This is a genomic window from Streptococcus mitis (assembly GCF_016658865.1).
GTDB lineage: Bacteria > Bacillota > Bacilli > Lactobacillales > Streptococcaceae > Streptococcus > Streptococcus mitis_BT.
Genome location: NZ_CP067992.1, coordinates 1786513 through 1809322, shown reverse-complemented (window position 1 = coordinate 1809322; position 22810 = coordinate 1786513). Strand labels below are relative to the sequence as shown.

General features: G+C 41.6%; 24 protein-coding genes. 23 read left to right on the top strand and 1 reads right to left on the bottom strand.

The window, feature by feature from the left end; translation table 11 throughout:
- Positions 1–41: 41 nt before the first annotated feature.
- The 3 genes from recA (at position 42) to JJN14_RS08845 (ending at position 3494) form a co-directional block, all read left to right on the top strand.
- The gene (recA, locus tag JJN14_RS08855; RefSeq protein ID WP_201058459.1) at positions 42–1196 is read left to right on the top strand and encodes a recombinase RecA; all 1155 of its coding nucleotides are present in this window, start codon (positions 42–44) and stop codon (positions 1194–1196) included.
- A 114-nt stretch (positions 1197–1310) separates the two neighbouring features.
- On the top strand, positions 1311–2681 hold the full coding sequence (locus JJN14_RS08850; RefSeq protein WP_201058458.1) for an MATE family efflux transporter: 1371 nt from the start codon (positions 1311–1313) through the stop codon (positions 2679–2681).
- A gap of 96 nt (positions 2682–2777) precedes the next feature.
- The gene (locus JJN14_RS08845) at positions 2778–3494 is read left to right on the top strand and encodes a YebC/PmpR family DNA-binding transcriptional regulator (protein ID WP_000532877.1); all 717 of its coding nucleotides are present in this window, start codon (positions 2778–2780) and stop codon (positions 3492–3494) included.
- A 55-nt stretch (positions 3495–3549) separates the two neighbouring features.
- Here the strand turns inward: JJN14_RS08845 and JJN14_RS08840 are convergent, their stop codons facing one another.
- Positions 3550–4191 carry a DUF4190 domain-containing protein gene (locus JJN14_RS08840; protein ID WP_201059157.1) on the bottom strand — a complete coding sequence of 214 codons (642 nt, stop codon included), beginning with the start codon at positions 4189–4191 and terminating at the stop codon, positions 3550–3552.
- A gap of 214 nt (positions 4192–4405) precedes the next feature.
- On the opposite strand from JJN14_RS08840, the gene JJN14_RS08835 reads away from it, so the two are divergent.
- The 20 genes from JJN14_RS08835 (at position 4406) to ilvN (ending at position 22747) form a co-directional block, all read left to right on the top strand.
- Positions 4406–4876 (top strand): MarR family winged helix-turn-helix transcriptional regulator, encoded by a 471-nt coding sequence (locus JJN14_RS08835; RefSeq protein WP_201058457.1) that lies wholly within the window; start codon positions 4406–4408, stop codon positions 4874–4876.
- The gene (locus JJN14_RS08830; RefSeq protein ID WP_201058456.1) at positions 4851–6620 is read left to right on the top strand and encodes an ABC transporter ATP-binding protein; all 1770 of its coding nucleotides are present in this window, start codon (positions 4851–4853) and stop codon (positions 6618–6620) included. The genes JJN14_RS08835 and JJN14_RS08830 overlap by 26 nt, the downstream gene beginning before the upstream one ends.
- The gene (locus JJN14_RS08825; RefSeq protein ID WP_201058455.1) at positions 6610–8370 is read left to right on the top strand and encodes an ABC transporter ATP-binding protein; all 1761 of its coding nucleotides are present in this window, start codon (positions 6610–6612) and stop codon (positions 8368–8370) included. The genes JJN14_RS08830 and JJN14_RS08825 overlap by 11 nt, the downstream gene beginning before the upstream one ends.
- Positions 8371–8618: 248 nt before the next feature.
- Entirely contained in the window at positions 8619–9122 is a 504-nt protein-coding gene (locus JJN14_RS08820) for a phosphatase PAP2 family protein (RefSeq protein WP_201058454.1), read from the top strand.
- A 113-nt stretch (positions 9123–9235) separates the two neighbouring features.
- A complete protein-coding gene (locus JJN14_RS08815; RefSeq protein ID WP_201058453.1) occupies positions 9236–9682 on the top strand; it encodes a LytTR family DNA-binding domain-containing protein in 447 nt (148 codons plus the stop codon).
- 4 nt (positions 9683–9686) lie between these two features.
- On the top strand, positions 9687–10361 hold the full coding sequence (locus JJN14_RS08810) for a LiaF transmembrane domain-containing protein (RefSeq protein ID WP_125415574.1): 675 nt from the start codon (positions 9687–9689) through the stop codon (positions 10359–10361).
- A gap of 106 nt (positions 10362–10467) precedes the next feature.
- The gene (gene rpmB, locus JJN14_RS08805) at positions 10468–10656 is read left to right on the top strand and encodes a 50S ribosomal protein L28 (RefSeq protein WP_001140948.1); all 189 of its coding nucleotides are present in this window, start codon (positions 10468–10470) and stop codon (positions 10654–10656) included.
- A 155-nt stretch (positions 10657–10811) separates the two neighbouring features.
- Positions 10812–11177, top strand: a complete 366-nt coding sequence (locus JJN14_RS08800; RefSeq protein WP_000216437.1) for an Asp23/Gls24 family envelope stress response protein — start codon at positions 10812–10814, stop codon at positions 11175–11177.
- A gap of 2 nt (positions 11178–11179) precedes the next feature.
- Complete coding sequence (locus JJN14_RS08795; RefSeq protein ID WP_201058452.1) at positions 11180–12847, top strand: DAK2 domain-containing protein; 1668 nt, start codon at positions 11180–11182, stop codon at positions 12845–12847.
- A 139-nt stretch (positions 12848–12986) separates the two neighbouring features.
- The gene (locus tag JJN14_RS08790) at positions 12987–13178 is read left to right on the top strand and encodes a hypothetical protein (protein WP_012972435.1); all 192 of its coding nucleotides are present in this window, start codon (positions 12987–12989) and stop codon (positions 13176–13178) included.
- Positions 13175–13354: a hypothetical protein gene (locus JJN14_RS08785; protein WP_201058451.1), complete on the top strand. Its 180-nt coding sequence runs from the start codon at positions 13175–13177 to the stop codon at positions 13352–13354. The genes JJN14_RS08790 and JJN14_RS08785 overlap by 4 nt, the downstream gene beginning before the upstream one ends.
- Position 13355: 1 nt before the next feature.
- On the top strand, positions 13356–14240 hold the full coding sequence (locus JJN14_RS08780; RefSeq protein ID WP_201058450.1) for an ABC transporter ATP-binding protein: 885 nt from the start codon (positions 13356–13358) through the stop codon (positions 14238–14240).
- 1 nt (position 14241) lies between these two features.
- Complete coding sequence (locus JJN14_RS08775; protein WP_201058449.1) at positions 14242–14979, top strand: ABC transporter permease; 738 nt, start codon at positions 14242–14244, stop codon at positions 14977–14979.
- Positions 14979–16076, top strand: a complete 1098-nt coding sequence (locus tag JJN14_RS08770) for a sensor histidine kinase (RefSeq protein ID WP_201058448.1) — start codon at positions 14979–14981, stop codon at positions 16074–16076. Before JJN14_RS08775 ends, JJN14_RS08770 begins: the two co-directional genes overlap by 1 nt.
- 1 nt (position 16077) lies before the next feature.
- Positions 16078–16677: a response regulator transcription factor gene (locus JJN14_RS08765; protein WP_201058447.1), complete on the top strand. Its 600-nt coding sequence runs from the start codon at positions 16078–16080 to the stop codon at positions 16675–16677.
- A 313-nt stretch (positions 16678–16990) separates the two neighbouring features.
- A complete protein-coding gene (rpsL, locus tag JJN14_RS08760) occupies positions 16991–17404 on the top strand; it encodes a 30S ribosomal protein S12 (RefSeq protein ID WP_001142332.1) in 414 nt (137 codons plus the stop codon).
- A gap of 19 nt (positions 17405–17423) precedes the next feature.
- A complete protein-coding gene (gene rpsG, locus JJN14_RS08755) occupies positions 17424–17894 on the top strand; it encodes a 30S ribosomal protein S7 (protein ID WP_000087873.1) in 471 nt (156 codons plus the stop codon).
- Between the two features lie 279 nt (positions 17895–18173).
- A complete protein-coding gene (fusA, locus tag JJN14_RS08750; protein ID WP_000090348.1) occupies positions 18174–20255 on the top strand; it encodes an elongation factor G in 2082 nt (693 codons plus the stop codon).
- Positions 20256–20577: 322 nt separating this feature from the next.
- Positions 20578–22278: an acetolactate synthase large subunit gene (locus JJN14_RS08745; protein WP_000411735.1), complete on the top strand. Its 1701-nt coding sequence runs from the start codon at positions 20578–20580 to the stop codon at positions 22276–22278.
- The gene (ilvN, locus tag JJN14_RS08740) at positions 22271–22747 is read left to right on the top strand and encodes an acetolactate synthase small subunit (RefSeq protein ID WP_001253803.1); all 477 of its coding nucleotides are present in this window, start codon (positions 22271–22273) and stop codon (positions 22745–22747) included. Before JJN14_RS08745 ends, ilvN begins: the two co-directional genes overlap by 8 nt.
- The last annotated feature ends 63 nt before the right edge of the window (positions 22748–22810 follow it).

The following is a 22810-nucleotide window of genomic DNA, read 5'->3' as shown; positions in this document are numbered from 1 at the left end:
AGTAGATAGGTCTGAGGACCATTAGAATGTAGGAGAATAGAATGGCGAAAAAACCAAAAAAATTAGATGAAATTTCAAAAAAATTCGGGGCTGAACGTGAAAAAGCCTTGAATGACGCTCTTAAACTGATTGAGAAAGACTTTGGTAAAGGATCAATCATGCGTTTGGGTGAACGTGCCGAGCAAAAGGTGCAAGTGATGAGCTCAGGTTCTTTGGCTCTTGACATTGCCCTTGGTTCAGGTGGTTATCCTAAGGGACGTATCATTGAAATCTATGGACCAGAGTCATCTGGTAAGACAACGGTTGCCCTTCATGCAGTTGCGCAAGCGCAAAAAGAAGGTGGGATTGCAGCCTTTATTGATGCGGAGCATGCACTTGATCCAGCTTATGCTGCGGCTCTTGGGGTCAATATTGACGAATTGCTCTTGTCTCAACCAGACTCAGGAGAGCAAGGTCTTGAGATTGCAGGAAAGTTGATTGACTCAGGTGCAGTTGACCTTGTCGTGGTCGACTCAGTTGCTGCCCTTGTACCTCGTGCTGAAATTGATGGAGATATCGGAGATAGCCACGTTGGTTTGCAGGCTCGTATGATGAGCCAGGCTATGCGTAAACTTGGTGCTTCTATCAATAAAACCAAAACAATTGCCATTTTTATCAACCAATTACGTGAAAAAGTTGGGGTCATGTTTGGAAATCCAGAAACAACTCCTGGTGGACGTGCTCTGAAATTCTACGCTTCAGTGCGTTTGGATGTTCGTGGAAGCACACAAATCAAGGGAACTGGTGACCAGAAAGACACCAATGTCGGTAAAGAAACTAAGATTAAGGTCGTGAAAAACAAGGTGGCTCCACCATTTAAGGAAGCCTTCGTTGAAATCATGTATGGAGAAGGTATTTCTAAGACTGGTGAGCTTTTGAAGATCGCAAGCGATTTGGATATCATCAAAAAAGCAGGAGCTTGGTATTCTTACAAGGATGAGAAAATCGGGCAAGGTTCTGAAAATGCTAAGAAATACTTAGCAGATAATCCAGAAGTCTTTGATGAGATTGATCATCAAGTCCGTGTTCAATTCGGCTTGATTGATGGAGAAGAAGTTACTGAAAGCAAAAAAGATGAAGCAGTTCAAGCAGATTCTGTAAATGAAGAAGTAACTCTTGACCTAGGCGACGAACTTGAAATCGAAATTGAAGAATAAGCTGTCAAAGTAGTGGAGAAATCCACTGCTTTTTCGATTCTTTGTTCAAGATTTCAGATTGCATATAGTTTGCTGTTTCTTGTCGCTCCTCTAGAAAGCTGATATAATAGCCTTATGAATAAAAAACGAACAGTGGACCTGATTCATGGTCCTATTCTTCCCTCGCTTGTGAGTTTTGCCTTCCCAATCTTGCTATCAAATATTTTTCAACAGCTCTATAACACTGCTGATGTCTTGATTGTTGGGCGTTTTCTTGGTCAAGAATCCTTGGCTGCAGTAGGAGCGACGACAGCAATCTTTGACCTGATTGTAGGTTTTACTCTTGGTGTTGGCAATGGGATGGGGATTGTCATTGCCCGTTATTACGGGGCTCGGAATTTTACTAAAATCAAGGAAGCAGTAGCAGCCACCTGGATTTTAGGTGCTCTTTTGAGTGTTGTAGTTATGCTGCTGGGCTTTCTTGGTTTGTATTCACTCTTGCAATACCTAGATACTCCTGCAGAAATTCTTCCTCAATCTTATCAATATATATCTATGATTGTGACTTGTGTCGGTGTCAGCTTTGCTTATAATCTTTTTGCAGGTTTGTTGCGGTCCATTGGGGACAGTCTGGCAGCGCTTGGATTTCTGATTTTCTCTGCTCTGGTTAATGTGGTTCTGGATCTCTATTTCATTACACAATTGCATCTGGGAGTTCAATCCGCGGGACTAGCTACCATTATTTCGCAAGGCTTATCAGCGGTTCTTTGCTTTTATTATATCCGTAAGAGTGTGCCTGAGCTACTCCCTCAGCTCAAGCATTTCAAATGGGACAAGACCTTGTATGCGGATCTTTTGGAGCAAGGTTTGGCTATGGGCTTGATGAGTTCAATTGTATCTATAGGCAGTGTGATTTTACAGTCTTCTGTCAATACTTTTGGAGCCGTGATTATTAGTGCTCAAACAGCGGCGCGACGCATTATGGCTTTCGCCCTTCTTCCCATGACCGCTATTTCCGCTTCGATGACGACCTTTGCTTCTCAGAATTTAGGTGCTAAGCGACCAGATCGTATTGTTCAAGGACTTCGAATCGGCAGTCGTCTAAGCATGTCCTGGGCAGTTTTTGTTTGTGTCTTCCTCTTTTTTGCCAGTCCAGCCTTGGTTTCCTTCTTGGCTAGTTCGACGGATAGCTACTTGGTAGAAAATGGCAGTCTCTATCTGCAAATCAGCTCAGTTTTTTATCCCATTTTGAGTCTCTTGTTGATTTATCGCAATTGTTTGCAGGGTTTGGGGCAAAAAGTCCTTCCACTGGTTTCTAGCTTTATCGAACTAATCGGGAAAATCGCTTTTGTGGTCTTGATTATCCCTTGGGCAGGCTATAAGGGAGTTATTCTTTGCGAACCCCTAATCTGGGTTGCCATGACTATCCAACTGTATTTCTCACTGTTTCGTCACCCCTTGATAAAAGAAGGCAAGGAAATTTTGGCAACCAAAGTGATATCCTAGCTGTATTTGCTAAATAAAATCCATTTCCTCTAGTGAAAATCGAAAAAACTTGTGTTATAATAAGAAAGATTAAAATGTGAAAAAAGGAGATTCCTAATGGGACGTAAATGGGCCAATATCGTAGCCAAGAAAACGGCTAAAGATGGAGCTAACTCTAAAGTATATGCAAAATTTGGTGTAGAAATCTATGTAGCAGCTAAAAAAGGTGATCCAGATCCAGAATCAAACTCAGCCTTGAAGTTCGTTATCGACCGTGCTAAACAAGCCCAAGTGCCAAAACACGTTATCGATAAAGCGATTGATAAAGCAAAAGGAAATACAGACGAAACCTTTACAGAAGGACGTTACGAAGGTTTTGGACCAAATGGTTCTATGCTGATCGTTGATACTTTGACTTCTAACGTCAACCGTACAGCAGCCAATGTCCGTGCAGCTTTTGGAAAAAATGGCGGAAACATGGGTGCTTCAGGTTCGGTTTCTTATCTCTTTGACAATAAAGGGGTAATCGTATTTGCAGGTGAAGATGCCGATGCAGTCTTTGAGCAATTGCTTGAAGCAGATGTGGATGTGGATGATGTAGAAGCAGAAGAAGGTACAATCACAGTTTACACAGCTCCAACTGACCTTCATAAGGCTATCGTTGCCCTTCGTGAGTCAGGTATCGAAGAATTCCAAGTGACTGAATTGGAAATGATTCCTCAGTCAGAAGTGGAATTGTCAGGCGATGACCTTGAAACCTTTGAAAAACTTTACAGCGTTCTTGAAGACGACGAAGACGTACAAAAGATCTACACAAACGTAGATGGATTCTAATAGAAAAACGAACAGTTTTACTAGCTGTTCGTTTTTTTGATATTTGAACTTAGACTCAGGTTTCAGAATCGTTTTGTTGCTTGCTTTTTTCTAGACCTAGACCGACTGCATGTTTTTGGACGAGCAAGAGCTGTCCATTGTCCTGTTTTGCAAAAGTTAAGGTAACAGTCTTGGTCTTGTCTCCAATGGAGATATAGGTGATTTTTTTCGTATTGTAACCCCCAAGAGTGAAGTCAAACTCGGAATCTGGCTTTCCGTGTTTGTTGATAATATCCTCGTAGGTGGTACCACCTTTTCCTTTGTTGTCAAGGTCACCTTCGATTAAGGCGTCGAACTGTTCTTGGGTCCAGGCGAAGGTATCGTCTGTCAAGTCGCTTTTTTCTTCGCGTTCCATTGAGGCACTCGTATCCATGTAGGAACGGTTAAACTCCTTGGCATACTCTTTGTAGACATCAGCGTATAGTGCCTGAGTCGTAAAGAAAAGTACAACAGAGGCAACTGCCAGGGATGTTCCGATAATAGCCATTGTTTTCCGTTTTTTGAGGTTGACGATAAGGCCGATAATCCCCAAGATAAATGCGACGATGGCGATGAACAACGATAGATAGTTAATAAACGGGATCCAGGATCCTAAAAGTGCGGTGGCTCCAAAAATGGTTGCTAAGATTCCTAAAACTCTTTGTTCTTTTGGTTTCATTTGAAAGTTTTCTCCCTTCATTGAGTGAATGGATTTCTATCCACAGTAGTAAGTGCTTATTATATAAAAAATCTTGCCTAATGTCAATTTAAACTAAGATAGTTCTCTAGGAAACTTTTTTCTTGACATCCCTCCTCAAAGTGATAAAATAGTTCTCACGAAAACTTATTTAGTTCCTAGGAGAACTAAATACAAGGATTAGAAAGGAGCAATCATGGATAAACCGATGTTGGTCTTTAAGCGTTTTAGTCATCAGATTCATCTGATGGTACAAAGGGAAGCCAAACGTTGTGGTATTGAATTTATGGGTGGACCGCAAGGTCAGGTTGTACGTTTTTTGGATATCCGTGAGGAAAACCAAGACTTGGTCTTGATTAAAGATATTGAGCAAGAACTCAATATTAGCAAGTCTGTTGCTAGTAACTTGGTCAAGCGTATGGTGCAAAATGGTCTGGTAGAATTGGAGGCGAGTTCTAGCGATAAGCGGGCTAAGTTTGTTCGTCTGACGGACAAATCGCGTTCTCAAATGCAAGAATTTAAGGCCTTTTTTAAACGCATAGACAAGCAGTTGTTGGCAGATGTAGATGAAGGCGAATTACTGATTTTTGAGAAAGTCCTCAATCAACTACAGGAAAATATCAAGAGAATAGGAGGAGATAATGAAGAAATTAGCAAAACGAATTAGTAGAAAAGAATGGGGGATGATTTTACTAGCCATTCTCTTTACCTGCTTTTCGGTCTATCTAGAGCTGGAAGTGCCGACCTATATCTCGAAAATTACGGATTTGCTAGGAAGTCAAGGAACCAACTTGGATGAGTTATGGCAACCAGCAGGTATGATGGTCGGAATGTCTTTTTTTGCCTTCTTGTCCGCAGTCGCAGTTGGATTTTTTGCATCCAGAGTGGCTGCTTCTTATACTAGTAGGCTGAGAAGTGACATTTTTAACCGAGTTTTAGACTACTCGCAGACAGAGATTAAGAAATTCTCTATTCCCAGTCTCTTGACGCGTACTACCAATGACATTACTCAAGTTCAGATGTTGATTACCATGGGCTTGCAAGTAGTTACGCGTGGTCCGATTATGGCTATCTGGGCTATCGGGAAGATTTTAGGCCATTCGGAATACTGGCTCTGGGCCGTACTTGTGGCAGTGATTGTCAACGTTTTAATGACGACTATTTTGATGACGTTAGCCTTTCCAAAACAGTCCTTGATTCAAAGTCTGACTGATAAACTGAACAGTATCACTCGTGAAAGTTTAACAGGTATTCGTGTCGTTCGCGCCTACAATGCAGAGGATTACCAAAATGAAAAATTTGCAGCAGCAAATGATGAATTGACACGCTTGAATTTGTTTGTCAACCGTCTTATGGCCATTCTAAATCCAATCATGATGGGGATTTCAAGTGGTTTGAGTGTGGCGATTTACTGGATTGGGGCCTATGTAATCAACGACGCTGCTGCGACAGCGCGTCTGCCTCTCTTTAGTGACATGGTCGTTTTCATGTCTTATGCCATGCAGGTTGTCATGGGATTTCTTCTCATGGGGGCGCTCTTTATCGTTCTTCCCCGAACCATGGTATCTGCTAAGCGGATTAATCAAGTTTTAGATTTGCATTCGTCTATCCAAAATCCTGCCCAAGTGCAGCAGGCTGATGAAAACCTCAAAGGACAGGTCGAATATAAGGATGTGACCTTCCGCTATGCGGCAAATTCGGAGGCAGTTATCGAGCATGTTAGCTTTAAAGCAGAAGCGGGTCAAACAGTGGCCTTTATTGGGTCGACAGGTTCTGGTAAATCAACTCTGGTCAATCTGATTCCACGTTTCTACGACGTGTCAGCAGGAGAAATTCTGGTAGATGGTGTCAATGTTCAAGACTATGACTTGAAAGATTTGCGCAACAAGATTGGTTATATTCCTCAGAAAGCGGTTCTCTTTTCAGGTGATGTTAAGGGCAATTTGGACTTTGGACACAGTCAAGAAACACCGCTGAATGAACAAGCTATGTGGCAAGCCTTGGAATTGGCCCAGTCTAAGAACTTTATCGAAGACAAGGAAGCGGGCTTGGTCTCAGAAGTGGCCCAAGGAGGAAGCAACTTCTCAGGTGGACAAAGACAGCGTCTGGCCATTGCTCGTGCCTTGGCTCGGAAGCCAGAAATCCTCATCTTTGATGACTCCTTCTCAGCCTTGGACTACAAGACAGACCGTGTCCTACGCCAAGAGCTAGCAGAGAAAACCAAGTCTATGACCAAGCTTATCGTTGCACAGCGTATTTCAACGATTATGGATGCAGATTTGATTTTGGTCTTGGATCAAGGAAAAGTCGTGGGACAAGGCACCCACAAGGAACTTCTAGCTAATAACGAAGTTTACCAAGAAATTGCCTATTCACAACTATCGAAGGAGGAATTGGAACATGGAAAATAAGAAAATGTCTCTCTGGAAACAGAGTAAACCCTATCTTGCAGGCCTCCAGTTTGCCCTTCTAATCGCCTTTCTAGCAACAATCGTATCCAATATCATTACTGTATATGGTCCAACCCGCATCAAGGAAATGACTAATATTATTGCCAGTGGTCTAGAAACAAGTGTGGATGTCGCGGCGGTTGCAGCTATTGGTGGTTTTTTGGCCGTGATTTATGTGATCGGACTTCTATCAAATTATTTACAGGCATTTCTGTTTACAACAGCCATTCAACGTTTTTCAGAGCGTTTGAGAACAGCCATTGCAGAGAAAATCAATCGCCTACCATTGGGATATTTTGATGGACACTCTCAGGGGGATACTTTGTCTCGTGTGACCAATGACGTTGACACTGCAGCCCAGTCCCTCAATCAAAGTCTAGGAACAGTTCTTTCATCTAGTTTACTGGTCGTGGCAGTCTTGGTAACCATGTTTGGGATGAACTGGATTTTAGCCTTGGTGACGGTTGTGTCAACCCTTATTGGTTTTGTTTTCGTGTCCGTCTTTATGGGCAAATCACAGGGCTTTTTTAAGAGTCAGCAACAAGATTTGGCAACTGTCAATGGCTATGTGGAGGAAATGTACTCTGGCCATAATGTGGTGACCAGTTACAATGCTATCGAGAGTACGAAAGAAGAGTTTGCGAAATTAAACAATCGTCTGTATGATAGTATCTGGAAATCTCAGTTTATTTCAGGGATTATGATGCCGATTATGATGTTTATTGGGAACTTTAGCTATGCCCTAGTGATTATTGTTGGTGCAGCCTTGGCTTTAAGTGGACACATCAGTATCGGGATTATCGTTGCCTTTATGGCCTATGTTCGTATCTTTTCTCAGCCTCTTTCACAAATTGCCCAAGGAATTACTAGTCTGCAGCAGGCTAGTGCAGCCATGGGACGTGTCTTCGAATTTCTAGCTGAAGAGGAGATGGAAGATGAATCCCATAAAGCAATCCAATTGAGCGATATGAAAGGTCAAGTAGTCTTTGATCGAGTCTCCTTTGGTTATACACCAGAGCGAACTATTATCCATGACTTTTCTGCGACCGCTCATGCAGGTCAAAAGGTTGCCATTGTCGGACCGACAGGAGCTGGTAAGACAACCATTGTCAATCTTTTGATGAAGTTCTATGAGATTGATAAGGGAAGTATCTGCATCGATGGTGTGGATACCAAAGAGATGAAGCGTTCGGAAGTACATGATGCCTTTTCAATGGTCTTGCAGGATACTTGGCTCTTTGAAGGAACCATTCGCGACAATCTTATCTATAACCAAAAGGGGATTAGTGATGAGCGCGTGATTGAAGCCAGCAAGGCTGTAGGGATTCACCACTTTATTATGACCCTACCAGATGGTTATGATACAGTCTTGGACGACACAGTGACCTTGTCTGTCGGACAAAAACAACTCTTGACTATCGCTCGTGCTTTGCTGAAAGATGCGCCGCTCTTGATTTTAGATGAGGCGACCTCTTCGGTTGATACTCGGACGGAAGAATTAATCCAGAAAGCCATGGATCGTTTGATGGAAGGCAGAACTTCCTTTGTCATCGCCCACCGCTTGTCTACTATCCGAAATGCTGACTTGATTCTTGTCATGAAAGATGGAAATATCATCGAGCAAGGAAATCATGATGAGCTAATGGCGCAAGCTGGCTTCTATGCTGATTTGTATAACAGTCAATTTACAGAAGACCAAGCAGAAGAATAAACCAAAAGAAGGCTTGACGGCCTTCTTTTTCTGCACTATACTAGAAGACAAGTGCTTCCCTGCAAGCAATACTCTTCGAAAATCTCTTTAAACCGCGGCAGCTTCGCCTTGCTGTAGGTATATGTTATTGACTCCGTCAGTCTTATTTACAATCTCAAAGCAGTGCTTTGAGCAGTCTGCAGCTAGCTTCCTAGTTTGCTCTCTGATTTTCATTGAGTATAAAATTTGAGTAAGTAATGAGAAAATATATGAAAAATTATCAAGAATGGTATGCCCACATTGCTGCTAACATTAAAAATAAGCCCTTTCTTCTGAGCTTGTTAAGAACTTTTAATCGCTTCATGACAGTAGTTGTGCCTATAGTCTATCTGACCTTGTTAACTACTATCTATTTCCGAGAAGGATTTGGGAAACAAGTCTTGATGTATGTGTTTATCCCTGCATCAGGTTTTGTGATTTTGTCCTTTCTTCGTAAGAAAATCAATGCCCCTAGGCCTTATGAAGTTTGGGAAATTGTCCCGCTACTAGACAGAGATAGTCCTGGTCAGTCTATGCCCAGTCGTCATGTCTTTTCAGCAACCATTATATCCATGGCTTGCTTTCATGCTAGTTTATCTGTAGGGGTTATCTTGTTGGTTTTGTCAGCCTTTCTCGGTCTAGTGAGAGTCTTAGGTGGAGTGCATTTCCCCAAGGATGTAGTAGTTGGCTATATATGTGCTCTTGTGTGGGGTGTGATTTTCTTTCTATGTTGACCTGTAAGTTAAGGTGGTCCCGCAACCACTTACGAGTCTAAAGTAACCACTTGCTTTTTTGCTCTTGTTTTCTTATTTTGGCTTTGATATAGTAGAGTCAGAAAGGAGATGGAATGAAGTTACGAATCGAAATTGACAGCAATTTAGAGGAAACTGAAATTGTCATCAAGGCAGCGTCTTTGACAGATGAGATTGCGGATTTACAGCGGCTCTTGCAAGAGTCCAAGTCTCCTCGGTTGATTTTTTACAAGGGGACGGGTGAATATTATCTGGACTTGTCGGAAATTCTCTTCTTTGAGACAGGAGGGAACAAGATTTACGCTCATACCCAGAAAGATGCCTACGAGGTTCGGCTTAAACTCTATGAGTTAGAGTCTATCCTTCCTCGTTATTTTAGTCGGGTATCCAAGTCGACTATTGCAAATATCCGTCAGGTTTACTCGGTGGACAAATCCTTTTCAGGAACGGGCACCATTTCCTTTTATCAGACCCATAAGGAGGTTCATGTCTCACGACATTACCAATCCCTCCTAAAAGAAAATCTAAGAAACATGAGGTAATAAGATGAAAAAGAAAGCATTTGGTATTGTTTTATTGGTTTTAGCGGCATGGATTTTGTTACAAGGAAATTTTGGTATTCCTTCTTTGGATGGTAAAATATGGCCTTTACTTGGTATCGTCTTTTTTGCCTACCAGTCAGTTGAATCTTTGCTTCGTCGTCACCTGACATCAGCAGTTTTTACAGCTCTAGTAGCAGTAATGATTGCAAATCATTTTTATAACATTTTACCTATCCCAAATCAGTCTCTATTTTGGGCTAGTATCTTAGCAGTGCTAGGTGTTGGCTATCTCACTCACTCAAGTAAGTTTTGGAACGGGAAAAAATGGTGGTATGACGGTGAAAAGACCATTCTGACAGACAAGGAAGTCGCTTTTGGAAGTGGGACTTTCTATAAACAAGATCAAGATCTTGTAGAAGACCAAGTAGAAGTTGCTTTTGGAAATGCAAAAATCTACTATGACAATGCAGATATGTTAGGTGATTTTGCGACTTTAAATATCGAAGTTGCTTTCGGAAATGCAACCGTCTATGTTCCACAACACTGGCGTGTAGATTTGAAAGTAGAAACATCCTTTGGTGCAGCCAAGGCAGATGCTCCTGTAGCGCCAACAAGCAAAACCTTGATTATTCGCGGGGAAGTGGCTTTTGGTAAACTTGGTGTTGTCTACGTCAAATAAAAAAATCTTCCAATCCCCTTGCCAAAACAGAGAAAGTGTGATAACATAGTACAGTATGTGGTGCTAGCACATCCGCTATATTAGATCTAATAGGAGGAAAACACAAATGGCTAAAGTATGTTACTTTACAGGTCGTAAGACTGTATCAGGAAACAACCGTTCACACGCGATGAACCAAACAAAACGTGCCGTAAAACCAAACCTTCAAAAAGTTACTGTTCTTATCGATGGTAAACCTAAAAAAGTTTGGGCTTCAGCTCGTGCTTTGAAATCAGGTAAAGTTGAACGCGTTTAATAATAAAAGTAAGGAGACCTTAGGGTCTTTTTTCTTTTACTGTAGATATAAAATCATTTGAAAAATAGAGTAAATATCCGCTGATACAGTATTCTGCTTTTACACTTGGGCTGAAATATGATAAAATAGAGTATCAACTAGTTGAGGTAAAAAGGATGACTGTAAAAATTAATACAAAAGATGGTCAAATCGAACTAACAGATGAAGTGATTGCAACCGTCGTAGGTGGAGCAGCAACTGAGATTTTTGGTGTGGTCGGTATGGCTAGTAAAAATGCCCTCAAAGATAATTTCCAAGCCCTTCTAGGTAAGGAAAATTACTCTAAAGGTGTGGTCGTAAAGGCAGCCGAAGATGGCAGCATTGCAGTTGATGTATATACCGTGTTGAGCTACGGAACAAAGATTAGCGAAGTGTCAAAAAACATTCAAGAGCGTGTTCGTTTTAGTTTGGAAAACCAACTTGGAATTACTGCTCAGACTGTAAATGTCTACATTCAAAATATCAAAGTTGTAGGAGAATAACCGTGTCAAAAATTACTACTAGCTTATTTCAAGAAATGGTGCAGGCTGCATCAACTCGCTTGAATAAGCAAGCTGAATATGTCAATTCATTAAACGTCTTTCCAGTTCCAGATGGAGATACTGGAACAAATATGGGAATGACCATTGAAAATGGTGCTAAAGAAGTTGCAGACAAGCCAGCTTCTACAGTTGGCGAGGTAGCGAGCATTCTTGCCAAAGGTCTTTTGATGGGTGCGCGTGGAAACTCAGGTGTTATTACGTCTCAGCTTTTCCGTGGATTTTCACAAGCCATCAAGGATAAAGACGAGTTAACAGGTCAAGACTTGGCCCTTGCCTTCCAATCAGGTGTAGAAGTTGCCTATAAGGCAGTGATGAAACCAGTCGAAGGAACGATTTTGACAGTTTCTCGTGGAGCTGCTATCGGTGCTAAGAAAAAAGCTGAGCAAACAGATGACGCTGTTGAAGTCATGCGCGCAGCCTTGGAAGGTGCTAAAACAGCTCTAGCTAAAACACCAGACATGCTTCCAGTATTGAAAGAAGTTGGCGTTGTGGATTCAGGTGGTCAAGGACTGGTCTTCATCTATGAAGGTTTCCTTTCAGCCCTTACTGGTGAATATATTGCATCTGAGGACTTTGTAGCGACTCCGGCCAACATGAGTGAAATGATCAATGCTGAACATCATAAGTCTGTAGCTGGTCACGTAGCGACTGAGGACATCACCTTTGGTTACTGTACTGAAATCATGGTAGCTCTTAAGCAAGGTCCAACCTATGCCAAAGATTTTGACTACGACGAATTCCGTAACTATTTGAATGAACTCGGGGATTCTCTCCTCGTTGTTAATGATGATGAAATCGTCAAAGTCCATGTCCATACAGAAGATCCAGGACTTGTTATGCAAGAAGGTCTCAAATATGGTAGCTTGGTCAAGGTAAAAGTTGACAATATGCGTAACCAACACGAAGCACAGGTTGAGAAAGAAGCTGCTCAAGTTAGCAAACCAGCTGAAGAAAAAGAGTATGCTTTGATTGCTGTAGTGGCTGGTAAAGGTCTAGCAGATATCTTCCGTTCTCAAGGTGTGGATTATGTTATTGAAGGCGGTCAAACTATGAACCCTTCAACAGAAGACTTTATCAAGGCTGTTGAACAGGTCAACGCTCGTAACATCATCTTCCTACCAAACAACAAGAATATTTTCATGGCAGCTCAATCTGCAGCAGAAGTTTTGGAGCAACCAGCAGTAGTGGTAGAGGCTCGTACTCTTCCTCAAGGTTTGACAAGTCTTCTTGCCTTTGATCCAAGCAAGTCTATCGAAGAAAACCAAGAACGTATGACTGCAGCCCTCAGCGATGTCGTTAGTGGAAGCGTCACAACAGCCGTTCGTGATACAACCATTGATGGCTTAGAAATCCATGAAAACGATAATCTTGGTATGGTGGATGGGAAAATCCTCGTGTCAAACCCTGACATGCACCAAACCTTGACAGAAACATTGAAACATATGTTGGATGAAGACAGTGAAATCGTAACCTTCTATGTCGGTGAAGACGGAAGCGAAGAACTTGCCAATGAAATTGCTCAAGAAATCGCAGAAGAATTCGAAGACCTTGAAGTCGAGATTCACCAAGGCCAACAACCTGTTTACCCATACCTATTTAGTGTGGAATAAAAATTTAATAGATTAAAAAGAAAGTTGATTTTGCAACTTTCTTTTTTTATGACATTTGTCATATCTCCTCATGACAGAAGCTTCTAGTGATTCTACCTTCAAAGAATTATACTAGATGTATCAAGTGGAGGAAGAAAAAATGAAACATAAAGTAATTGTCGCAATGAGTTTAGTAGCAGCTGGAGTCATGACTTATCTCATGTTCTCAGGATTGGATGAAGATTTCTATCATTTTCCTTGGGAGCTATTTGCAGGATTTGGAATGATGTCCTGGCTTATCCGAGAAGGTTTGAAATTAGTCTCAGATGTGAAAAAGGAGTTTGAAAAATGAAAAAAGCGTTTCTCTATCTTTTTATTGGACTATCACTAGTGGTATGGTTGGTAGAAATGTTTACAGGTTGGTTTGATCAAGCCTTCCTTCACCAATTCATCCGTGGTGCCTGGGGACTAGGATTTATGATTTTTATCGCCTTTCCTATGGGAAAGGAGTGGCTGAAAGGAGAATAGCATGAACATGATTAAGGTAGAAAGCCTAAATAAAAACATCAAGGGCAAGGCTATTTTGAAGGATATTTCCTTTGAGGTAGCTGAAGGTGAATGCGTCGCCTTGATTGGGCCCAATGGTGCTGGGAAGACCACACTCTTGGACTGTCTGCTTGGAGATAAACTGGTCACAAGCGGTCAAGTATCTATTCAAGGTTTACCAGTGACGAGTTCTAAGTTAGACTATACTAGGACTTACCTCCCTCAAGAAAATGTGATTGTACAGAAATTGAAGGTTAAAGAGTTAATTGCATTTTTTCAAAGTATTTATCCAAATCCTTTGAGCGAGCAGGAAATTGATCAACTATTGCAGTTTGATAAGCAACAAAAAGAACAATTGGCAGAAAAATTGTCAGGTGGGCAGAAGAGTCTCTTCTCTTTTGTCTTGACCTTGATTGGCCGACCAAAGCTTGTCTTTTTAGATGAGCCAACTTCGGCCATGGATACCTCTACCCGTCAACGTTTTTGGGAAATTGTTCGGGACTTAAAAGCGCAAGGAGTTACCATTCTCTATTCGTCTCATTATATTGAAGAGGTAGAGCATACAGCTGACCGGATTTTGGTTTTAAATAAGGGAGAGTTGATTCGTGATACGACGCCTCTAGCTATGCGTAGTGAGGAGATTGAAAAGCATTTTATCCTTCCTCTAGCTTACAAGGAAGTCGTTGAGAAGTCAGTCTTGGTTGAAAGGTGGGTACAAAAACAAGATGCCCTGCAAGTAGTCACTCGAGAAGCAGATGCTTTCTGGGAACTATTATCCCAAGCAGGATGTAGCATACAAGAAATCGAAGTTAATAACCGTAGTTTGTTGGATACAATCTTTGAAGAAACACAAAAGGGAGATGACTAAGATGAAACGATGGACCGCACTAAACAAGATAGAATTTTTATTGACCAAACGACAATCAGTCTATTATCTATTATCCGTAGGGATGCCGACAGCCTTCTATTTATTCTTTTCAGGCATGTACCAGGACACACCCGGTGAGCCAGCTAATTTTATGCGTGATTACCTCATCTCCATGACGGCTTTTTCCATGATGTCGACTGCTATGTTTTCATTTCCAGCTGTCTTACATACTGACAAGATTAACAACTGGCAGAAAACATTGCGCCATACTCCGGTAAATATGGTAGAATATTATCTATCAAAGATAACAAGTATGATGGTTGATTATCTGGTCTCAATCCTGGTTGTTTTCTCAGTTGGGCACTTGGTCAGAGGTGTGGATATGCCTTTAGGAAGCTGGATTGGGGCTGCGCTCTTGCTGATAGTAGGAAGTGTAGCTTTTGTAGCGCTTGGCTTGACCTTGACACTCTTGCCTTCTAGTCAGCTGATGTCTGTCGTGGGCAATCTTCTTTATCTAGGCTTGGCTGTTTTAGGCGGACTCTGGATGCCCATCTCTTTATTTCCAGACTGGATGCAAGCAATCGGGAAGTGTCTACCAACTTATCAGTTGATGGAGTTGCTCAAGACCTTCTTAAACGAGGGTAGCATCAATCTATCAGCCACAGTTTATTTACTTGTTTTTTCAGCAGTTTTATTTGGTTTGACTATTTACCTTCAAGGTCATAAGGAGAATGCTTAATGCTTGAAAGACTGAAAAGCATACATTATATGTTTTGGGCCAGTTTAATTTTTATGATTTTCCCCATCCTACCTGTAGTGACTGGAAGGCTTTCTGCCTGGCATTTATTGATTGATATTCTATTTGTAGTGGCGTATTTGGGTGTTTTAACAACTAAGAGCCAGCGCCTATCTTGGCTATATTGGGTCCTCATGCTGACTTATGTAGTTGGGAATACTGCCTTTGTTACTGTTAATTATATCTGGTTTTTCTTTTTCCTATCCAATCTCTTAAGTTATCATTTCAACGTAGGTGGTTTAAAGTCTTTACATGTCTGGACTTTTCTTCTTGCTCAATTCCTTGTTGTGGGCCAACTGTTGATTTTTCAGAGAATCGAAGTTGAGTCTCTATTCTATCTATTTGTAATTCTTGCTTTTGTCGATTTAATGACTTTTGGCTTGGTTCGGATTCGTATTGTGGAGGATTTGAAAGAAGCGCAGGCCAAGCAAAATATCCAGATAAATCTATTGTTAGCAGAAAACGAGCGCAATCGTATCGGTCAGGATTTGCATGATAGTCTGGGGCATACTTTTGCTATGCTTAGTGTCAAGGCAGATTTAGCATTACAGTTATTACAGATGCAGGCTCATCCACAGGTGGAAAAGGAATTAAGAGAAATACAGCAAATTAGCAAAGACTCAATGCGTGAAGTGCGAACGATTGTGGAAAATCTTAAGTCTAGAACTTTGACATCCGAACTAGAGACTGTGAAAAAGATGTTAGAAATTGCTGGAATTGAGGTGGAAACGGATAACCAACTAGATACTGCTAGCCTTACTCAGGAATTGGAGTCAACGGCTTCCATGATTTTACTTGAGTTAGTGACCAATATCATCAAACATGCCAAAGCGTCGAAGACTTACTTAAAATTACAACGAACAGAGAAAGAACTCGTTTTAACAGTAAGAGATGATGGCTGTGGCTTTTCTTCCCTAAAGGGGAACGAACTCCATACTGTCCGAGATCGTGTCCTTCCATTCTCTGGAGAAGTAAAGGTAATCAATCAGAAAGAGCCAACGGAAGTGAAAGTTCGACTACCTTATAAGGAGAGAAACTAAGATGAAACTACTTGTTGCAGAAGATCAAAGTATGTTACGAGATGCCATGTGCCAGTTACTTGCCTTTCAAGCAGATGTAGAGTCTGTCTTACAAGCCAAGAATGGGCAAGAAGCAATCCAACTCTTAGAAAAAGAGTCTGTAGATATCGCCATCCTTGATGTAGAGATGCCTGTTAAGACAGGTCTCGAAGTGCTGGAATGGGTACGAGCAGAAAAGCTAGAAACAAAGGTGGTTGTGGTAACGACCTTCAAGCGCCCTGGTTATTTTGAACGTGCGGTCAAGGCTGGAGTGGATGCTTATGTCTTGAAAGAAAGAAGCATTGCAGACCTCATGCAAACCTTGCACACTGTTCTCGAAGGACGCAAGGAATATTCGCCTGAATTGATGGAAGTGGTGATGACGCATCCTAACCCGTTAACAGAGCAAGAAATCGCCGTTTTAAAGGGAATTGCTCAGGGCTTCTCTAACCAAGAAATTGCAGATCAACTTTATTTATCAAACGGAACCGTCCGAAACTATGTCACCAATATTCTTTCTAAACTAGATGCTGCTAATAGAACAGAGGCAGCTAATATCGCGAAAGAATCTGGTTGGTTGTGATGATATAATATTTTTCTGAACATTATGTGCTAAAATTGATGGGATTGAATGGAACAATACCAAACTTTAGGAGGGACTATTCCTCCTTTTCTTTCTTTTGGAAGCGGGATCCCAGAGCTAAAATTAACAATAAAAAAGAAAAATATCTTGACAAGCAAGGGAAAAATTTGTTACAATAATAGACGGTACTTTTTACTTTTGGTCTCTCAAGAGTGTACAGGGACGTGCTGACAAATGTTGCAAAAGTACACACAGATGATAGCTGTCACCAAGTGTATCATCACCAAAAATAAAAAAACACAGGAGAATGTAGATGCCTACAATTAACCAATTGGTTCGCAAACCGCGTAAATCAAAAGTAGAAAAATCTAAATCACCAGCTTTGAACGTTGGTTACAACAGTCATAAAAAAGTTCAAACAAACGTTTCTTCACCACAAAAACGTGGTGTTGCAACTCGTGTTGGAACAATGACACCTAAAAAACCTAACTCAGCCCTTCGTAAATTCGCTCGTGTACGTTTGAGCAACCTTATCGAAGTTACTGCCTATATCCCAGGTATCGGACACAACTTGCAAGAGCACAGCGTGGTGCTTCTTCGTGGTGGACGTGTAAAAGACCTTCCAGGGGTACGTTACCATATCGTCCGTGGTGCACTTGATACTGCAGGTGTTAACGATCGTAAACAAGGCCGTTCTAAATACGGTACTAAACGTCCAAAAGCATAAGGAAAGGGGATAAAGAGAAATGAGTCGTAAAAATAGAGCTCCAAAACGTGACGTATTGCCAGATCCGCTTTACAATTCACAACTAGTTACTCGTCTTATCAACCGCGTTATGCTTGATGGTAAACGTGGTACAGCTGCTTCAATCGTTTACGGTGCTTTTGAGCAAATCAAAGAAGCTACTGGTAACGATGCACTTGAAGTATTTGAAACAGCTATGGAAAACATCATGCCTGTACTTGAAGTACGTGCACGTCGTGTTGGTGGTTCTAACTACCAAGTCCCAGTTGAAGTTCGTCCAGAACGTCGTACAACACTTGGACTTCGTTGGTTGGTAACAATCGCTCGTCTTCGTGGTGAACACACAATGCAAGACCGTCTTGCAAAAGAAATCTTGGATGCTGCTAACAACACTGGTGCAGCTGTTAAGAAACGTGAAGACACTCACCGTATGGCTGAAGCTAACCGTGCATTCGCACACTTCCGTTGGTAAAATCATGATGCTAGGAACGATAAGGATGCAAGGTGAAAATAGGAAACTGACGCAGTATTCGACGAATACAAGGAAGTTTATCTTTTTCACACAGCATCCCGTTCTGGCTCAAATCGGCTAATTAACTTTAGCCCGAGTTCAACTCAACTTACCATTTCGTAAGTTGAAACCAACAATAGCATGAAAACATTGAGAACGGGTAGGTCCTGCCTATCCGTTTTTATTAAAATCGTGTTATAATAGAATAGAAATCAAAAATAAATAGGAGAAACAAACCTCATGGCACGCGAATTTTCACTTGAAAAAACTCGTAATATCGGTATCATGGCTCACGTCGATGCTGGTAAAACAACAACTACTGAGCGTATTCTTTACTACACTGGTAAAATCCACAAAATCGGTGAAACTCACGAAGGTGCGTCACAAATGGACTGGATGGAGCAAGAGCAAGAACGTGGTATCACTATCACATCTGCTGCGACAACAGCTCAATGGAACAACCACCGCGTAAACATCATCGACACACCAGGACACGTGGACTTCACAATCGAAGTACAACGTTCTCTTCGTGTATTGGATGGTGCGGTTACCGTTCTTGACTCACAATCAGGTGTTGAGCCTCAAACTGAAACAGTTTGGCGTCAAGCAACTGAGTACGGAGTTCCACGTATCGTATTTGCTAACAAAATGGACAAAATCGGTGCTGACTTCCTTTACTCTGTAAGCACACTTCACGATCGTCTTCAAGCAAATGCACACCCAATCCAATTGCCAATCGGTTCTGAAGATGACTTCCGTGGTATCATCGACTTGATCAAGATGAAAGCTGAAATCTATACTAACGACCTTGGTACAGATATCCTTGAAGAAGACATCCCAGCTGAATACCTTGACCAAGCTCAAGAATACCGCGAAAAATTGATCGAAGCAGTTGCTGAAACTGACGAAGAATTGATGATGAAATACCTTGAAGGTGAAGAAATCACTAACGAAGAATTGAAAGCTGGTATCCGTAAAGCGACTATCAACGTTGAATTCTTCCCAGTATTGTGTGGTTCTGCCTTCAAGAACAAAGGTGTTCAATTGATGCTTGATGCGGTTATCGACTACCTTCCAAGCCCACTTGACATCCCAGCAATCAAAGGTATCAACCCAGACACAGACGAAGAAGAAACTCGTCCAGCATCTGACGAAGAGCCATTTGCAGCTCTTGCCTTCAAGATTATGACAGACCCATTCGTAGGTCGTTTGACATTCTTCCGTGTTTACTCAGGTGTGCTTCAATCAGGTTCTTACGTATTGAACACTTCTAAAGGTAAACGTGAGCGTATCGGACGTATCCTTCAAATGCACGCCAACAGCCGTCAAGAAATTGACACTGTTTACTCAGGTGATATCGCTGCTGCCGTTGGTTTGAAAGATACTACAACTGGTGACTCATTGACAGATGAAAAAGCTAAAATCATTCTTGAGTCAATCAACGTTCCAGAACCAGTTATCCAATTGATGGTTGAGCCAAAATCTAAAGCTGACCAAGACAAGATGGGTATCGCCCTTCAAAAATTGGCTGAAGAAGATCCAACATTCCGCGTTGAAACAAACGTTGAAACTGGTGAAACAGTTATCTCTGGTATGGGTGAGCTTCACCTTGACGTCCTTGTTGACCGTATGCGTCGTGAGTTCAAAGTTGAAGCAAACGTAGGTGCTCCTCAAGTATCTTACCGTGAAACATTCCGCGCTTCTACCCAAGCACGTGGATTCTTCAAACGTCAGTCTGGTGGTAAAGGTCAATTCGGTGATGTATGGATTGAATTTACTCCAAATGAAGAAGGTAAAGGATTCGAATTTGAAAACGCAATCGTCGGCGGTGTGGTTCCTCGCGAATTTATCCCAGCGGTTGAAAAAGGTTTGGTAGAATCTATGGCTAACGGTGTTCTTGCAGGTTACCCAATGGTTGACGTTAAAGCTAAGCTTTACGATGGTTCATACCACGATGTCGACTCATCTGAAACTGCCTTCAAGATCGCGGCTTCACTTGCTCTTAAAGAAGCTGCTAAATCAGCACAACCAGCTATCCTTGAACCAATGATGCTTGTAACAATCACTGTTCCAGAAGAAAACCTTGGTGATGTTATGGGTCACGTAACTGCTCGTCGTGGACGTGTAGATGGTATGGAAGCACACGGTAACAGCCAAATTGTTCGTGCTTACGTTCCACTTGCTGAAATGTTCGGTTACGCAACAGTTCTTCGTTCTGCATCTCAAGGACGTGGTACATTCATGATGGTATTTGACCACTATGAAGATGTACCTAAGTCAGTACAAGAAGAAATCATTAAGAAAAATAAAGGTGAAGACTAATCAGTCCTCGCTCTAGAAGGAAGTCACTTAATGGCTTCCTTTTTTGTAACGTTACGACAAATTTTATATATTCTGAAAATATGACTTAAAGAACTTTCATATAACATAAGTTGAAGTAATTTGCGAAGGAAATTTACAATGTAAATGAAAATATATTGTTAAAGAATGTAATTTATCTTTTAAAACTCATAAAAACAAAATAATTATTCATAAATAAACTTTAAAATAGAAAATTCAGAAAATTTCTTATTTTGTCTTGAAAAATTTTGAAAAAATGGTATGATAGTAACAAGTTATTTTTAAGAGAAGAGAAAGGGGAACAATGGAGAAAATCAGTTTAGAATCTCCTAAGACGGGGTCGGACCTAGTTTTGGAAACACTTCGTGATTTAGGAATTGATACCATCTTTGGTTATCCTGGTGGTGCGGTCTTGCCTTTTTATGATGCGATATATAATTTTAAAGGCATTCGCCACATTTTAGGGCGCCATGAGCAAGGTTGTTTGCATGAAGCTGAAGGTTATGCCAAATCAACTGGAAAGTTGGGTGTTGCCGTCGTCACTAGCGGACCGGGAGCAACAAATGCCATTACAGGGATTGCGGATGCCATGAGCGACAGTGTTCCCCTTTTGGTCTTTACAGGTCAGGTAGCGCGAGCAGGGATTGGGAAGGATGCCTTTCAGGAGGCAGACATTGTGGGAATTACCATGCCAATCACTAAGTACAATTACCAAGTTCGTGAGACAGCTGATATTCCTCGTATCATTACGGAAGCTGTCCATATCGCAACTACAGGTCGCCCAGGGCCAGTCGTAATTGACCTACCTAAAGACGTATCTGCATTAGAAACAGACTTCATTTATTCACCAGAAGTGAACCTACCAAGCTATCAGCCGACTCTTGAGCCAAATGATATGCAAATCAAGAAAATCTTGAAGCAATTATCCAAGGCTAAAAAGCCAGTCTTGCTAGCTGGAGGTGGGATTAGTTATGCTGAGGCTGCGGCAGAATTAAATGAATTTGCAGAACGCTATCAAATTCCAGTAGTAACCAGTCTTTTGGGACAAGGAACGATTGCAACGAGTCATCCACTCTTCCTTGGAATGGGAGGCATGCATGGGTCATTCGCAGCTAATATTGCCATGACAGAAGCTGATTTTATGATTAGTATTGGTTGTCGTTTTGATGACCGCTTGACGGGGAATCCTAAGACCTTCGCTAAGAATGCTAAGGTTGCTCACATTGATATTGACCCAGCTGAGATTGGCAAGATTATCAGTGCGGATATTCCTGTGGTGGGAGATGCTAAGAAAGCCTTGCAAATGTTACTAGCAGAACCGACAGTTCATAACAATACTGAGAAATGGATTGAAAAAGTTACCAAAGACAAGAACCGCGTTCGTTCTTATGATAAGAAAGAGCGTGTGGTTCAGCCGCAAGCTGTTATTGAACGCATCGGTGAGTTGACGAATGGAGATGCCATTGTGGTAACAGACGTTGGTCAACACCAAATGTGGACAGCTCAGTATTATCCTTACCAAAATGAACGTCAGTTAGTGACTTCAGGTGGTTTGGGAACGATGGGATTCGGAATTCCAGCAGCAATCGGTGCTAAAATTGCTAACCCAGATAAGGAAGTGGTCTTGTTTGTTGGGGATGGTGGTTTCCAAATGACTAACCAGGAATTGGCTATTTTGAACATTTACAAGGTGCCAATCAAGGTGGTTATGCTGAACAACCACTCACTTGGAATGGTCCGCCAGTGGCAAGAATCCTTCTATGAAGGTAGAACATCTGAGTCGGTCTTTGATACCCTTCCTGATTTCCAATTGATGGCACAAGCTTATGGAATTAAAAACTATAAGTTTGACAATCCTGAGACTTTGGCTCAAGACCTTGAAGTCATCACTGAGGATGTTCCTATGCTAATCGAGGTAGATATTTCTCGTAAGGAACAGGTGTTACCAATGGTACCAGCTGGTAAGAGTAATCATGAGATGTTGGGGGTGAAGTTCCATGCGTAGAATGTTAACAGCAAAACTACAGAATCGATCAGGAGTCCTCAATCGCTTTACTGGTGTCCTGTCTCGTCGTCAGGTTAATATCGAAAGTATCTCTGTTGGAGCAACAGAAGATCCGAATGTATCGCGTATCACCATTATTATTGATGTTGCTTCACATGATGAGGTGGAGCAAATTATCAAACAGCTCAATCGTCAGATTGATGTGATTCGCATTCGTGATATTACAGACAAGCCTCATTTGGAGCGCGAGGTAATTTTGGTTAAGATGTCAGCGCCAGCCGAGAAGCGCGCTGAGATTCTAGCGATTATTCAACCTTTCCGTGCAACGGTGGTAGATGTAGCGCCAAGCTCGATTACTATTCAAATGACAGGAAATGCAGAAAAGAGCGAAGCGCTGTTGCGAGTCATTCGACCATACGGTATTCGCAATATTGCTAGAACGGGTGCAACTGGATTTACCCGCGACTAAAAATCCAACTTAAATTTGTTAAACCAGCCTAAAAGGCAATAAATAATAGAAAAGAGAGAAAAA

What these genes read in the sequence shown, in the direction of transcription:
- recA (WP_201058459.1), top strand. Translation starts at nt 42, where the DNA reads ATGGCGAAAAAACCAAAAAAATTAGATGAAATTTCAAAAAAATTCGGG.
- JJN14_RS08850 (WP_201058458.1), top strand. Translation starts at nt 1,311, where the DNA reads ATGAATAAAAAACGAACAGTGGACCTGATTCATGGTCCTATTCTTCCC.
- JJN14_RS08845 (WP_000532877.1), top strand. Translation starts at nt 2,778, where the DNA reads ATGGGACGTAAATGGGCCAATATCGTAGCCAAGAAAACGGCTAAAGAT.
- JJN14_RS08840 (WP_201059157.1), bottom strand. Translation starts at nt 4,191, where the DNA reads ATGAAACCAAAAGAACAAAGAGTTTTAGGAATCTTAGCAACCATTTTT.
- JJN14_RS08835 (WP_201058457.1), top strand. Translation starts at nt 4,406, where the DNA reads ATGGATAAACCGATGTTGGTCTTTAAGCGTTTTAGTCATCAGATTCAT.
- JJN14_RS08830 (WP_201058456.1), top strand. Translation starts at nt 4,851, where the DNA reads ATGAAGAAATTAGCAAAACGAATTAGTAGAAAAGAATGGGGGATGATT.
- JJN14_RS08825 (WP_201058455.1), top strand. Translation starts at nt 6,610, where the DNA reads ATGGAAAATAAGAAAATGTCTCTCTGGAAACAGAGTAAACCCTATCTT.
- JJN14_RS08820 (WP_201058454.1), top strand. Translation starts at nt 8,619, where the DNA reads ATGAAAAATTATCAAGAATGGTATGCCCACATTGCTGCTAACATTAAA.
- JJN14_RS08815 (WP_201058453.1), top strand. Translation starts at nt 9,236, where the DNA reads ATGAAGTTACGAATCGAAATTGACAGCAATTTAGAGGAAACTGAAATT.
- JJN14_RS08810 (WP_125415574.1), top strand. Translation starts at nt 9,687, where the DNA reads ATGAAAAAGAAAGCATTTGGTATTGTTTTATTGGTTTTAGCGGCATGG.
- rpmB (WP_001140948.1), top strand. Translation starts at nt 10,468, where the DNA reads ATGGCTAAAGTATGTTACTTTACAGGTCGTAAGACTGTATCAGGAAAC.
- JJN14_RS08800 (WP_000216437.1), top strand. Translation starts at nt 10,812, where the DNA reads ATGACTGTAAAAATTAATACAAAAGATGGTCAAATCGAACTAACAGAT.
- JJN14_RS08790 (WP_012972435.1), top strand. Translation starts at nt 12,987, where the DNA reads ATGAAACATAAAGTAATTGTCGCAATGAGTTTAGTAGCAGCTGGAGTC.
- JJN14_RS08785 (WP_201058451.1), top strand. Translation starts at nt 13,175, where the DNA reads ATGAAAAAAGCGTTTCTCTATCTTTTTATTGGACTATCACTAGTGGTA.
- JJN14_RS08780 (WP_201058450.1), top strand. Translation starts at nt 13,356, where the DNA reads ATGAACATGATTAAGGTAGAAAGCCTAAATAAAAACATCAAGGGCAAG.
- JJN14_RS08775 (WP_201058449.1), top strand. Translation starts at nt 14,242, where the DNA reads ATGAAACGATGGACCGCACTAAACAAGATAGAATTTTTATTGACCAAA.
- JJN14_RS08770 (WP_201058448.1), top strand. Translation starts at nt 14,979, where the DNA reads ATGCTTGAAAGACTGAAAAGCATACATTATATGTTTTGGGCCAGTTTA.
- JJN14_RS08765 (WP_201058447.1), top strand. Translation starts at nt 16,078, where the DNA reads ATGAAACTACTTGTTGCAGAAGATCAAAGTATGTTACGAGATGCCATG.
- rpsL (WP_001142332.1), top strand. Translation starts at nt 16,991, where the DNA reads ATGCCTACAATTAACCAATTGGTTCGCAAACCGCGTAAATCAAAAGTA.
- rpsG (WP_000087873.1), top strand. Translation starts at nt 17,424, where the DNA reads ATGAGTCGTAAAAATAGAGCTCCAAAACGTGACGTATTGCCAGATCCG.
- fusA (WP_000090348.1), top strand. Translation starts at nt 18,174, where the DNA reads ATGGCACGCGAATTTTCACTTGAAAAAACTCGTAATATCGGTATCATG.
- JJN14_RS08745 (WP_000411735.1), top strand. Translation starts at nt 20,578, where the DNA reads ATGGAGAAAATCAGTTTAGAATCTCCTAAGACGGGGTCGGACCTAGTT.
- ilvN (WP_001253803.1), top strand. Translation starts at nt 22,271, where the DNA reads ATGCGTAGAATGTTAACAGCAAAACTACAGAATCGATCAGGAGTCCTC.